We start from the raw sequence: 12,676 nt of genomic DNA, 5'->3' as shown, positions 1-12,676 counted from the left end.
AGTGAGGACAATGGCTGGACATTCGACACATGATGGTCATCACGCCCGCGTTGCGGACGGCGCGCATGCGCATGACGATCACCACGACCACAAGCTGAGCTTCTTCGATCGCTGGTTCAAGTCGACGAACCACAAGGATATCGGAACGCTCTATCTGATCTTCGCGATCTTCGCCGGCATCGTCGGCGGCCTTCTCTCGGTCTTCATGCGCATGGAGCTGCAGGAGCCGGGCATCCAGATCTTCCATGGCCTTGCCGCCATGGTCTACGGTTTCGAGGGTGACGCGGCCATCGACGGCGGCAAGCACATGTACAATGTGTTCACCACCGCGCATGCGCTCATCATGATCTTCTTCATGGTCATGCCGGCCATGATCGGCGGTTTCGCCAACTGGATGATCCCGATCATGATCGGCGCTCCGGACATGGCATTCCCGCGCCTCAACAACATTTCCTTCTGGCTCATCGTGCCGGCCTTCCTGCTGCTGCTCCTCTCCATGTTCGTGGAAGGCCCGGCAGGTGCTTACGGTGTCGGCGGTGGCTGGACCATGTATCCGCCGCTCGCAACCAGCGGCCATCCGGGACCGGCGGTGGATCTGGCGATCTTCTCGCTGCACGTGGCGGGTGCGTCGTCCATCCTCGGTGCGATCAACTTCATCACCACGATCCTCAACATGCGCGCGCCGGGCATGACCCTGCACAAGATGCCGCTGTTTGCCTGGGCGGTTCTCGTCACGGCCTTCCTGCTGCTCTTGTCGCTGCCGGTTCTGGCGGGCGGCATCACCATGCTCCTGACCGACCGCAACTTCGGCACCACCTTCTTTGCACCGGAAGGCGGCGGTGACCCGATCCTCTACCAGCACCTGTTCTGGTTCTTCGGTCACCCGGAAGTCTACATTCTGATCCTGCCCGGTTTCGGCATCATCAGCCACATCATCTCGACCTTCTCGAAGAAGCCGGTCTTCGGTTACCTCGGCATGGCCTATGCCATGGTGGCGATCGGCGCCGTCGGTTTCATCGTCTGGGCCCACCACATGTACACGGTCGGCCTGTCGCTCGATGCACAGCGTTATTTCGTCTTCGCCACCATGGTGATCGCGGTTCCGACGGGCGTGAAGATCTTCTCCTGGATCGCAACGATGTGGGGAGGTTCGCTCTCCTTCCGCACGCCGATGATCTGGGCGATCGGTTTCATCTTCCTGTTCACCGTCGGCGGTGTGACGGGCGTCCAGCTGGCGAATGCCGGTCTCGACCGCTCGCTGCATGACACCTATTACGTCGTGGCCCACTTCCACTACGTGCTGTCGCTCGGCGCCGTCTTCGCCATCTTCGCCGCCTGGTACTACTGGTTCCCGAAGATGACCGGCTACATGTATTCCGAGATGCTCGGCAACCTGCACTTCTGGGTCATGTTCGTGGGCGTGAACCTCGTGTTCTTCCCGCAGCACTTCCTCGGCCTTGCCGGCATGCCGCGTCGCTACATCGATTATCCGGATGCCTATGTCGGCTGGAACTACGTGTCGTCCATCGGCTCTTACATCTCCTTCGTCGGCGTGCTGATCTTCCTCTACTGCGTCTGGGAAGCCTTCGCGAAAAAGCGGGTCGCCGGCGACAATCCCTGGGGTGAAGGTGCAACCACGCTCGAGTGGCAGCTGTCGTCGCCGCCGCCGTTCCACCAGTGGGAACAGCTGCCCCGCATCAAGTAACAAGAGTATCGGTCGGCGCGGGCAAAGGCTCGCGCCGATCCAGAGTTTTGAAACACAGGAATGACAATGACCACGATCGACGATCACGCAGATCTGCGCACAGAGGAGCAGGTTCGCCTCTCCGAAGCCGGAGCGCGCGATTTCTTCGAACTTTTGAAGCCGCGCGTCATGTCGCTGGTGGTCTTCACGGCCTTTGCCGGACTGCTTCTGGCGCCGGGCACGATCAACCCGGTGATCGGCGCGATCGCGATCCTCTGCATCGCCGTTGGCGCGGGTGCCTCCGGTGCACTCAACATGTGGTATGATGCCGATATCGATGCGGTGATGACGCGCACGGCGCGCCGCCCCATTCCGGCCGGCCGCATCATGCCGCAGGAGGCGTTGGCTTTCGGCCTGACGCTGTCCACCTTTTCCGTGGCGATCCTCGGCTTGGTGGTCAACTGGTTCGCCGCCGGCCTGCTCGCCTTCACCATCTTTTTCTACGCCGTTGTCTACACCATGTGGTTGAAGCGCTCGACGCCGCAGAACATCGTGATCGGCGGCGCCTCCGGTGCCTTCCCGCCGATGATCGGCTGGGCCTGCGTCACCGGCGGTGTGTCGCTCGACAGCATCGTGCTCTTTCTCATCATCTTCCTCTGGACGCCGGCGCATTTCTGGGCGCTCGCCCTCTTCAAGATGCGTGACTACGGCTCGGTCGGCATTCCGATGATGCCGAACGTGGCCGGCGAAAGCTCGACCAAGAACCAGATCCTCGTTTATGCCGTGCTGACGGCGGTCATCGCGGTCGCACCCGCCATGACCGGCCTCGTCGGCTGGGGTTACGGCGTCTTTGCCGCCGCGCTCGGCGCCATCTTCATCATCTGTTCCATCGCCGTCTGGCGGATGCCGGAAGGTGATGACAAGATGGTGCCGGCCAAACGCCTGTTTGCCTATTCGGTGCTTTATCTCTTCGCCATCTTCTCCGCGCTGATTGCCAGCCACTACGGTTCGCATCTGATCGGTCTGCTGGGAGGTCCGGCATGATCGAGACGATGAAGCCGACGGAGGCGCAGAAGAAATCGCGGCGAGGCCGCAACATCGCGCTCGGCCTTGTGCTCGCGGCGCTGGTGCTGCTCTTTTACGTGGTGACCATCATCAAACTGGGCGGAATGGGCTGAACGGGACGGGGAGGAGAACGGGATGGCCAATCAGCAGGTGACGATCAACCGGCAGCCGAGGAAACAGGGCGGGGTGGGCAACAGCACCATTCTCGTCGCCTGTCTGGTCTTCGTCGGCGGCATGGTGGGCGCCGCCTATGCTGCCGTGCCGCTCTATCGCCTGTTCTGTCAGGTCACCGGTTATAACGGCACGACGCAGCGGGTGGAGCAGTATTCGGAAACGGTGCTGAACCAGACCATGCGCGTGAGTTTTGACGCCAACACCTCGAGCGGGCTGAACTGGGAGTTCAAACCGGTCGACAAGATGGTGGAGCCGAAGATCGGCGAGACCATCCAGATCACCTATACGGCGACCAACCGGTCGCCGGTTGCCACCACCGGAACCGCCGTCTTTAACGTGACGCCGATGGAAGCCGGGGCCTATTTTAACAAGGTGCAGTGTTTCTGTTTTACCGAAACGACGCTGAAGCCGGGCGAGACCCTGGACATGCCGGTGGTCTTCTTCATCGATCCGGAGATCGTCAAGGCGGAAGAAACGAAGAATATCAGGAATATCACGCTGTCCTACACCTTCTATCCCAGCCAGGGGGCCAAGCCGGTTGCCGGCTTGAAGGGCGAGAAGGCGGACGGCGCGAACAGGTTGTGAGAGAGGGCTTGTCCGTTTGATCGCGGGCGGGCTTGAGGAGAAACTTCGGGGACTGATCACATGGCGGAAGCGCATCAAAAGAACCACGACTACCATATCATAGACCCGAGCATCTGGCCGCTGATGGCCTCGATCGGTGCCTTCATCGTCACCTTCGGTGGCGTCGGCTACATGCGTTATGCGCATGGCGGCACGTTCAACATGTTCGGCCTGAACTTCGCCAATCCCTGGCTCTTCTTCATCGGGCTTGCCATCCTGGTCTATACCATGGCCGGCTGGTGGGCCGATACGATCAAGGAAGGCCGCGAAGGTCATCATACCCGTGTCGTGTCGCTGCATCTGCGCTACGGCATGATCATGTTCATCGCCTCCGAAGTGATGTTTTTCGTCGCCTGGTTCTGGGCCTTCTTCGATGCGAGCCTTTATGCCAACGAGGCGATCCAGGCGAGCCGTGTGGGCGCGACCGGTGGCCAGTGGCCGCCGAAGGGCATCGAGGTTCTCGATCCCTGGCACCTGCCGCTGTACAACACGGTGATCCTGCTTCTCTCCGGCACCTGTGTCACCTGGGCGCACCATGCGCTCTTGCACAACGACCGCAAGGGCCTGGTGAACGGTCTGGCGCTGACGGTGGCACTCGGCGTTCTGTTCTCCTTCGTGCAGGTCTACGAATACATGCACGCGCCATTCGACTTCAAAAATTCGATCTATGGCGCGACCTTCTTCATGTCGACGGGTTTCCACGGTTTCCATGTTTTCGTCGGCACCGTCTTCCTGCTGGTCTGCCTGATCCGTGCGATCAATGGCGGCTTCACGCCGCAGAAGCATTTCGGCTTCGAAGCCGCCGCCTGGTACTGGCACTTCGTTGACGTGGTCTGGCTGTTCCTCTTCTTCGCCATCTACATCTGGGGTGGCTGGGGCGCGCCGCTGGCGCATTAAGCCGCCAGTCTTGACCGTTGAAAAATGTGAGGGGCGGGCTGGGACCGCCCCTTCGGTTTCCTGACAAGCAGATTGGGGCGGATTCGGCTTGTACCAGCCTGCGCTCCCTCTCCCCGCTGGCGGGGAGAGGGCAGGGGTGAGGGGCCGATGCGCCCGTGAAGCTCGCCGAACCGCCCCTCATCCCGCTGCCGCGACCTTCTCCCCGCAGGCGGGGAGAAGGGGCACGAGGCAATCTCCCGTTCCCAGGCGGAGTCGGGCGCGCAGAAAGGATCAGATACGATGCCACAGGACGAGGCCCATTATCCGCCGCAGGATGCCGTTTCCACCGGCCTGCGTGGCCATTGCCCCCGGTGCGGTCAGGGCAGGCTGTTCGATGGCCTTTTGAAGGTAAGGCCCCGCTGCACCGCCTGCGGGTTGGATTACGGCTTTGCCGATGCCGGTGATGGTCCGGCGGTGTTTGTCATGCTGCTCGTCGGTTTTCTGGTGGTCGGCTTTGCGCTCTGGTTCGAATTCACCTTTCATCCGCCGGTCTTCCTGCATGTCATCGTCACGCTGCCCTTCGCCGTGATCGTCTGCCTGGGCAGCCTGCGGATGCTGAAGGGCCTGCTGATCGCGCTGCAATACAAGCACAATGCCAGCGAGGGCCGGATTGACCGTGAATGAGTCGAACGCCGTGATGAGCAGGACAAAGATCATTGCGACCGGCGCGATTGTGCTTCTGGCGCTCGCCATCCTTCTGTCGCTCGGCACCTGGCAGGTGCAGCGGCTTTACTGGAAGGAAAGCCTGCTGGCGCAGATCGACAGCCGCCGCAATGCCGATCCCGTCGATCTGGCCGTCGCCGAGCAGGTGATGGCGAGGGGCGAGGATAGCGAATATCTGCATGTGCGGGTGAGCGGCACCTTCGATCACGCTCGCGAGCGGCACTTCTTTGCCACCTTCGAAGGCCAGAGCGGTTTTTATGTCTATACGCCATTGTCGCTTGCCGATGGCCGGTTTCTCTGGGTCAATCGCGGTTTTGTGCCCTATGACCTGAAGGAGGCGGACAAGCGCGCCGCAGGGCAGGTGGCAGGTGTGGTGACGCTTTCCGGCTACGTTCGCAACCGCCTGGACGCAAAACCGTCCTCGCTGCTGCCGGACAACGAACCGGGAAGAAATATCTTCTACTGGAAGGACTGGCAGATGATGACGGCAAGCGCCGGTCTCACCCCCGCCACGGTTCTGCCCTTCTTCGTGGATGCCGATGCAACAGTCACGAATCCGGGCGGTCTGCCGAAGGGCGGGGTGACCCAGTTCGACCTGCCGAACAATCATCTGCAATATGCCGTCACCTGGTACGGGCTGGCTGCTGCCTTGGTCGCGGTTGCGGGCCTGATGCTGTTCCGGCGCAAGACATAAAGGCGAGGGGCTGCGTGATCCTTGCCGGCGGGGAGCGCAACCGGCATTTTTTGAAGAGGGGGAGTTTTCATGACAGTCGTTTCGAACCTGCTGGTGGCGCTCGTCGCGCTGGAGCATGTCTATATCCTGGTGCTGGAAATGTTTCTCTGGACGAAGCCGCAGGGCCGCAAGGCCTTCGGTCTTTCGCCGGACCGCGCCGAGGCCACGAAAGTGATGGCGGCCAACCAGGGCCTTTATAACGGCTTTCTCGCGGCCGGCCTCGTCTGGGCGCTTGTGCATCCCGATCCGGTCTTTGCCTTCCAGCTCAAATTGTTTTTTGTTGGCTGCGTGCTGGTCGCTGGCCTATATGGGGGTGCAACGGCCTCGCGGAAGATTTTTGTCATTCAGGCGCTTCCGGCGGGGCTCGCTTTTCTTGCCGTCCTGATTGCAGGTTGACTGAATGAACATGCATGTGAACCGACCGCCGCTGACCATTCGCCTCTGCGGACCGCGCGGCTTTTGCGCCGGCGTCGATCGGGCGATCCAGATCGTCGTTCTGGCGCTGAAGGCCTATGGTGCGCCGGTCTATGTGCGCCACGAGATCGTGCATAACCGCTATGTCGTGGAGGGCCTGGAGGCCAAGGGCGCGATCTTCGTCGAGGAGTTGAACGAGATCCCGGAAGAGCATCGTGAGCAGCCGGTGGTGTTTTCCGCACATGGCGTGCCGAAGTCCGTGCCGGAGGATGCGCAGGCGCGCAATCTTTTCTATCTCGATGCGACATGTCCGCTGGTCTCCAAGGTGCACAAGCAGGCGATGCGCCACCAGCGGCTCGGCCGTCACGTGGTGCTGATCGGACACCAGGGCCATCCGGAGGTGATCGGCACCATGGGGCAGTTGCCGGAGGGCACGGTCTCGCTGATCGAAACCATCGAGGATGCGGAAGTCTATCAGCCGGCCGATCCCGACAATCTCGGTTATGTCACGCAGACGACGCTGTCGGTGGACGATACGGCCGGCGTCATCGCCAAGCTGCAGGAGCGGTTCCCGAACCTGACGGCGCCGTCCGCCGACAGCATCTGTTATGCCACCACCAACCGGCAGGAGGCGGTCAAGCAGGCCGCTCCCGGCTGCGATCTCTTCATCGTCGTCGGCGCACCGAACTCCTCCAACTCCAAGCGGCTGGTCGAAGTGGCCCTGCGCGCCGGAGCCACCCGCTCGCTGCTCGTCCAGCGGGCTTCCGAAATCGACTGGTCGCAGGTCGGCGAGATCCGCACGCTCGGCATTTCCGCCGGCGCCTCTGCCCCGGAGGTCATCGTCGACGAGATCATCGAAGCCTTCCGCGAACGGTTCGACGCCCAAGTGGAACTGGCAATCACGGCCGAGGAAAACGAGCATTTCCTCGTCAACCGCGAACTGCGCAGCATCGAGCTCACCCGCGAGGACATGGCCTGGGTGAATGGGTGAGGGGGCAGGCGAAGCCTGAGCAACTGAGGGGTTCTTGAAAATACACACCTCGTGTGTATAGTTGTTTCATGAGAAGCTCGGATGTGATTTCGGCTCTGCGAGCAGACGGGTGGTACGAGGTGTCCACTAGGGGCAGTCATGTCCAGTTCAAGCATGACACGAAGCCTGGACGCGTGACCGTGCCGCATCCAAAGCGGGATATTCCGATCGGCACCTTGAAGAATATCGAGAAACAGGCTGCGCTGAAGCTGAGGTGACCCCATGCGTAACTTTATCGGCTTGATCCATAAGGACCCGGACAGCGATTACGGTGTGTCCTTTCCCGATTTTCCCGGCGTGATTACGGCAGGAACCGATCTCGATGATGCCCGCCGCATGGCAGAAGAGGCGCTCGCCTTCCATGTCGACGGCATGATCGAGGATGGCGAGGCGATCCCAGAGCCCTCCTCGCTGGAAGAGATCATGTCGGTACCGGACAACCGGGATGCCGTCGCCGTGCTTGTCCCGTTGAAGACCCAGGCCAGGAAGGCGGTCAGATTGAACATCACCCTGCCGGAGGATGTGCTGGAGAAGATCGACGCCTATGCCGAGGCGCACGGCCTGACGCGTTCCGGATTTCTGGCGCAGGCTGCAAAGCGCCAGATGCAGGACGATGAACATCGCGACAATGCTCGGGAATGTGCATTGTCTGCGTGAAGGCGTCGCAGATCTTCGCGACGTAGCCCTCTTCGTCCCCTCCGCAATTCCTGTGCCCATTTCCTCCACGGGACTAGCCAGTCTGCCATCCCCCTGTGTATGCCTTGTGCAAGACTGGCTGGGAAATCAGCCGCAAAATTGCAGGGGCAGGACCATTGGCCGTCTATACCGATATCAGCGAAACCGATCTGAGGGCCTTCCTTGCCCAGTATGATGTGGGAGAGCTCACCTCCTACAAGGGTATTGCCGAAGGGGTGGAAAACTCCAACTTCCTGCTGCACACGACCAAAGACCCGCTGATCCTGACGCTTTATGAAAAGCGCGTCGATGCCGGCGATCTGCCGTTCTTCCTCGGCCTGATGCAGCATCTGGCGGAAAAGAGTCTGTCCTGCCCGCTCCCTTTGCCGCGCCATGATGGTCAGCTGACGGGAGAACTGTCCGGCCGGCCGGCGGCGCTCATATCCTTCCTCGAAGGCATGTGGCTCAGAAAACCGGAGGCGGTTCATTGCGAGCAGGTGGGCCGGGCGCTCGCTGAAATGCATCTGGCGGCGGCCGATTTTTCCATCCGCCGTCCCAATGCGCTGTCGCTCGATGGCTGGATCGAGCTGTGGCAGAAGGCCGCCGCCCGCGCCGACGAGGTGCAGGAAGGGCTCGAATCCGAGATCGGCGACGAACTGGACTATCTCTCCGGCCATTGGCCAAGCCATCTGCCGGCCGGTGTCATCCATGCCGATCTCTTCCAGGACAATGTGTTTTTCCTGGGTGACCGGCTCTCCGGGTTGATCGATTTCTATTTCGCCTGCAACGATCTGCTCGCTTATGACGTGGCGATCTGCCTGAATGCCTGGTGTTTCCAGCCGGACGGTTCGTACAATTTCGCCAAGGGTGCAGCGATGCTCGCCGGTTATCAGGCGGTGCGGCCGCTCTCGGCGGAGGAACGGGCGGCTCTGCCGATTCTTGCGCGCGGTTCGGCGTTGCGGTTTTTCCTTACCCGTCTCTACGACTGGCAGATGACGCCGGAAGGCGCGCTGGTGGTGAAGAAGGACCCGCTCGAATACCTGCGCAAATTGCGCTTCCACCGCGCCATCGTCTCGCCCACCGAATACGGGCTGGAGGTATCGGCATGAAACAGGTGGAGATCTTTACCGATGGCGCCTGTTCCGGCAATCCGGGGCCGGGCGGCTGGGGCGCCATCCTGCGTTATGGCGAGGTGCAGAAGGAGCTTTATGGCGGCGAGGCGGACACCACCAACAACCGCATGGAACTGCTGGCGGCGATCACCGCGCTGAATGCGCTGAAAAGCCCCTGCGAGGTCGATCTGCACACCGACAGCAAATATGTAATGGACGGCATTTCCAAGTGGATCTTCGGCTGGAAGAAAAACGGCTGGAAGACCGCGGACAAAAAGCCGGTGAAAAATGGCGAGCTGTGGCAGCAGCTCGATGAAGCCAACCAGCGCCACAAGGTCAAGTGGCACTGGGTCAAGGGCCATGCCGGCCATCCGGAAAACGAACGGGCCGACGAACTGGCGCGGCTCGGCATGGCGCCGTTCAAGACGCGCTGACAGAATGGACCGTGGCCTCGTGAAGGCTTGCGGCAGGCGAGGGAGGAAAACCATGATCCTGCACTGCGTGTTTCTGAGGCTGAAGGCGTCGCTGCCGGCAGCCGATAAACAATCGATCTTCGAGGATCTCACAAAACTCCAGGCGATCATCCCCGGCATCGTCAGCATCAAGACGGGGCCGAACGTCTCGCCGGAAGGCCTGAGTGGCGGCTTCCGCGACGGTTTCGCCGTGACCTTCGAGGATGCGGCGGCGCGCGATGCCTATCTCGCCCATCCCGACCACATGGCCGTCGGCGACCGCATCGTCACCGCCTGCGACGGCGGCTTGGCGGGGCTTTTGGTGTTCGATCTGGAGGTGTGAGGCGGGGAGGCCGGTCTTGGCTCATGGCCCCTCATCCGGCTGCCGCCACCTTCTCCCCGCAGGCGGGGAGAAGGGATATGCCGTGCCGGCGCAGTCTTCTCAAGGTATTGCGGGCCTCGTCCCCTCTCCCCGCAATGCGGGGAGAGGGTTAGGGTGAGGGGCAAGACTTTTCAGAGGGTGAGGGGCAATGAAACAGGGTGAGCCCCCCAAACAACCCTCAGCTGCCTTTGCTCATCGCAGCGGCGAGCTGGTCCACATTGTAGCGGAACATTTTTTCATAGGTGGGTGCCGGGCCTTTGGCCTTGGACAGCGCTTCCACATAGAGCTCGCCGCCCGGTTCCGCGCCGGTCGCCTTGGCCACCTGTTTGACGAGGCGCGGATCGTTGGAGTTTTCGAAGAAATAGGTCTTTACGTGTTCGGCCTTGATCTGGTCGATCAGCTTGGCGACATCGGTGGCGGAGGCTTCGCTTTCGGTGGAGACGCCGAGCGGCGCGAGGAAGGTCACCTTGTATTCACGGCCGAAATAACCGAAGGCGTCGTGGCTCGTCAGCACCTTGCGGCGGTCTTCCGGCACCTTGCCGATCTTTTCGCGCGCATAGGCGTCCATGGCGTCGAGCTTTTTCGTATAGGCTTCGGCATTCGCCTTGAAGGTGGCAGAATCGGCCGGATCGGCGGCGGAGAGCGCCTTTTCGATATTGGCGACCCAGACCTTCACATTGACCGGGCTGTTCCACACATGCGGATCGGTCACTGTCTTGCCGTCCTCTTCCATGGTGCGGGTCTTGATGCCGTCCGAGGCGGTGACCGGCTTGCCCTTGAAACCGGAGGCGGAAATCAGCCGGTCCATCCAGCCTTCCAGGCCCTCGCCGCTGACGAAGACGACATTGGCCTCCTTCAGCTTCTTGGCATCGCTCGGCGAGGGTTCGAATTCATGGGGGTCGCCATCGGGGCCGACCAGGGTTGCGACCCGCACCTTGTCGCCGCCCACCTGGTGAACGACGTCGGCGAGCACGGTGAAGGAGGCGACGGCCTTCAGTTCGGCGGCGGAAACCGGGGCGCTGAAGGCAAGCATGGCGGGAATGGCGGCGGCGGCAAAGAGCAGGGGGCGGAGTGACATCGGGAGCGTCTCCTTGAGGTTAGCCCGTCAGATGCGGGCGGGGAAAGTAACGCCGGGCAAGGCCGGACGGGGCGAAAAAGATCGACAAACCGTAGAACAGGGCGGCGGTGACGATGATCGTCGGGCCGGAGGCAAGCTCCAGATGGTAGGAGGCGATCAGCCCGAGATAACCGGAAACCAGCGCCGTGCCGGAGGCGATCACCAGCATGGTGGGCAGGTTGCGTGACCAGAGCTGGGCAATGGCCGCCGGCAGCATCATCAGGCCGACTGCCATCAGCGTGCCGAGCGCCTGGAAACTGGCAACCAGGTTCAGCACCACCAGCACCAGGAAGGCGATGTGATAGAGCGGCCCGCGCCCGCCGACGGCGCGCAGGAAACCGGGATCGAAACATTCCGCCACCAGCGGTCGGTAGATGATCGAAAGCGCCACGAGTGTCACAGAGGTGATCACGCCGATCTGTGTCAGCGCCTCGGAATCGATGGCAAGAATGGTGCCGAACAGCACATGCAGCAGATCGACATTCGAGCCGCGCAACGAAACGATCAGCACGCCGAGCGCCAGCGAGGTGAGGTAGAAGCTGGCAAAACTGGCATCTTCGGCGAGACTCGTGGCGCGCGAGACGGCGCCGGCAAGCAGTGCCACCGAAAGCCCGGCAATCAGGCCGCCGATCCCCATGGCGGTCAAGGAGAGCGACCCGGCCACCAGATAACCGATGGCAGCCCCCGGCAGCACCGCATGGCTCAGCGCATCGCCCATCAGGCTCATCCGCCGCATCATCAGAAAAACGCCGATCGGTCCGCAACCGAGCGACAGGCACAGGCAGGCGACAAGTGCCCGGCGCATGAAACCGTAATCGGCAAGCGGGGCGAGGAAGAGATCGTAAAGCGTCATGCCGCCGTCTCGCAAATGCCGGCCGTGTCATCCCAGCGCTCGGCCATGGCACGTGCCTTGAGCAGATTTGCCGGCGCCATCACCTCTTCGGTCGGCCCCCAGCCGATCAATTCGCGGGCAATCAGCAGGGTCTGCGGAAAATGCGTGCGCACCTGGTCGAAATCATGCAGCACCGCCACCACCGTGCGACCCTCGCCATGCCAGCGGGCAACGATTTCGAGCAGGTCATGCGTGGTGCGGGCATCGATCGCCGTAAACGGCTCGTCGAGCAGGATCAGCCGCGCATTCTGCAGAAGCAGCCGGGCAAACAGCACACGCTGGAACTGGCCGGCGGAGAGCGAGCCGATCGGTCGTTTCTCGAACCCTTCCAGCCCCACGGCCAGCAGCGCCTCGCGGGCCTGCGTGCGGGCGGCGGCAGACATCCGGCCAAAGGCGCCGCTTTGGTGCCAGTCGCCGAGAAGCACCGTATCCAGCACATTGATCGGAAAACGCCGGTTGATCTCGGCCGCCTGCGGCAGATAACCGATCTCGCGCGGCGAAAAGGCGTGTTCGATGCGGCCTTCCGCCGGACGAAGCTCGCCGACGATCGCCTTCAGCAGCGTGGATTTGCCGGCGCCGTTCGGTCCGGCAATCGCCGTCAGGCTACCGGCGGCAAGCGTACCCGACAGATGATGCACGGCCGGATGGCGGTCATAAGCGACCGTCAGGTCATGGAGCGAAAGGGCCGGCCCGCTCTTCGCCCCGCGTGTGGCCCCGCTCATG

The 12,676-nt window shown here is 62.0% G+C and carries 17 protein-coding genes; 14 read left to right on the top strand and 3 right to left on the bottom strand.

Annotated features, from left to right (window positions below; translation table 11 throughout):
- Positions 1-10: 10 nt before the first annotated feature.
- The 14 genes from ctaD (at position 11) to OU993_RS02680 (ending at position 9,905) form a co-directional block, all read left to right on the top strand.
- Positions 11-1,705, top strand: a complete 1,695-nt coding sequence (gene ctaD / locus OU993_RS02745) for a cytochrome c oxidase subunit I (RefSeq protein WP_268154729.1) — start codon at positions 11-13, stop codon at positions 1,703-1,705.
- Between the two features lie 66 nt (positions 1,706-1,771).
- Positions 1,772-2,728, top strand: a complete 957-nt coding sequence (locus OU993_RS02740; protein ID WP_268154728.1) for a heme o synthase — start codon at positions 1,772-1,774, stop codon at positions 2,726-2,728.
- On the top strand, positions 2,725-2,862 hold the full coding sequence (locus tag OU993_RS02735) for a hypothetical protein (RefSeq protein WP_165214843.1): 138 nt from the start codon (positions 2,725-2,727) through the stop codon (positions 2,860-2,862). The genes OU993_RS02740 and OU993_RS02735 overlap by 4 nt, the downstream gene beginning before the upstream one ends.
- Positions 2,863-2,884: 22 nt before the next feature.
- Positions 2,885-3,508 (top strand): cytochrome c oxidase assembly protein, encoded by a 624-nt coding sequence (locus OU993_RS02730; RefSeq protein WP_268154727.1) that lies wholly within the window; start codon positions 2,885-2,887, stop codon positions 3,506-3,508.
- Between the two features lie 60 nt (positions 3,509-3,568).
- On the top strand, positions 3,569-4,444 hold the full coding sequence (locus OU993_RS02725; RefSeq protein WP_268154726.1) for a cytochrome c oxidase subunit 3: 876 nt from the start codon (positions 3,569-3,571) through the stop codon (positions 4,442-4,444).
- A 279-nt stretch (positions 4,445-4,723) separates the two neighbouring features.
- Complete coding sequence (locus OU993_RS02720) at positions 4,724-5,107, top strand: DUF983 domain-containing protein (RefSeq protein ID WP_268154725.1); 384 nt, start codon at positions 4,724-4,726, stop codon at positions 5,105-5,107.
- 13 nt (positions 5,108-5,120) lie between these two features.
- The gene (locus tag OU993_RS02715) at positions 5,121-5,840 is read left to right on the top strand and encodes an SURF1 family protein (RefSeq protein WP_268154724.1); all 720 of its coding nucleotides are present in this window, start codon (positions 5,121-5,123) and stop codon (positions 5,838-5,840) included.
- A gap of 69 nt (positions 5,841-5,909) precedes the next feature.
- Positions 5,910-6,275, top strand: coding sequence for a DUF1304 domain-containing protein (locus OU993_RS02710; RefSeq protein WP_268154723.1), 366 nt, complete (start codon positions 5,910-5,912; stop codon positions 6,273-6,275).
- A gap of 4 nt (positions 6,276-6,279) precedes the next feature.
- Entirely contained in the window at positions 6,280-7,284 is a 1,005-nt protein-coding gene (gene ispH, locus OU993_RS02705; RefSeq protein WP_268154722.1) for a 4-hydroxy-3-methylbut-2-enyl diphosphate reductase, read from the top strand.
- Between the two features lie 68 nt (positions 7,285-7,352).
- The gene (locus tag OU993_RS02700; protein ID WP_268154721.1) at positions 7,353-7,541 is read left to right on the top strand and encodes a type II toxin-antitoxin system HicA family toxin; all 189 of its coding nucleotides are present in this window, start codon (positions 7,353-7,355) and stop codon (positions 7,539-7,541) included.
- A gap of 4 nt (positions 7,542-7,545) precedes the next feature.
- Positions 7,546-7,980 (top strand): type II toxin-antitoxin system HicB family antitoxin, encoded by a 435-nt coding sequence (locus tag OU993_RS02695; RefSeq protein WP_268154720.1) that lies wholly within the window; start codon positions 7,546-7,548, stop codon positions 7,978-7,980.
- Positions 7,981-8,135: 155 nt separating this feature from the next.
- Positions 8,136-9,107 carry a homoserine kinase gene (locus OU993_RS02690; RefSeq protein WP_268154719.1) on the top strand — a complete coding sequence of 324 codons (972 nt, stop codon included), beginning with the start codon at positions 8,136-8,138 and terminating at the stop codon, positions 9,105-9,107.
- Positions 9,104-9,544 carry a ribonuclease HI gene (gene rnhA / locus OU993_RS02685; protein WP_215564548.1) on the top strand — a complete coding sequence of 147 codons (441 nt, stop codon included), beginning with the start codon at positions 9,104-9,106 and terminating at the stop codon, positions 9,542-9,544. Before OU993_RS02690 ends, rnhA begins: the two co-directional genes overlap by 4 nt.
- 52 nt (positions 9,545-9,596) lie before the next feature.
- Complete coding sequence (locus OU993_RS02680) at positions 9,597-9,905, top strand: Dabb family protein (RefSeq protein ID WP_215564546.1); 309 nt, start codon at positions 9,597-9,599, stop codon at positions 9,903-9,905.
- 217 nt (positions 9,906-10,122) lie between these two features.
- On the opposite strand, the gene OU993_RS02675 is transcribed toward OU993_RS02680, so the two are convergent.
- The 3 genes from OU993_RS02675 to OU993_RS02665 are packed head-to-tail and all read right to left on the bottom strand — an operon-like array spanning position 10,123 to position 12,675.
- Positions 10,123-11,022, bottom strand: a complete 900-nt coding sequence (locus OU993_RS02675) for a metal ABC transporter substrate-binding protein (protein WP_268154716.1) — start codon at positions 11,020-11,022, stop codon at positions 10,123-10,125.
- Between the two features lie 19 nt (positions 11,023-11,041).
- Entirely contained in the window at positions 11,042-11,914 is an 873-nt protein-coding gene (locus OU993_RS02670; RefSeq protein WP_268154714.1) for a metal ABC transporter permease, read from the bottom strand.
- Positions 11,911-12,675, bottom strand: coding sequence for a metal ABC transporter ATP-binding protein (locus OU993_RS02665; protein WP_268154711.1), 765 nt, complete (start codon positions 12,673-12,675; stop codon positions 11,911-11,913). Before OU993_RS02665 ends, OU993_RS02670 begins: the two co-directional genes overlap by 4 nt.
- Between the last annotated feature and the right edge of the window lies 1 nt (position 12,676).

The organism is Rhizobium sp. SL86, from assembly GCF_026672545.1.
GTDB lineage: Bacteria > Pseudomonadota > Alphaproteobacteria > Rhizobiales > Rhizobiaceae > Neorhizobium.
Note: the sequence above shows the minus strand (reverse complement) of the source record. Positions and strands in the feature narration are given on the sequence as shown.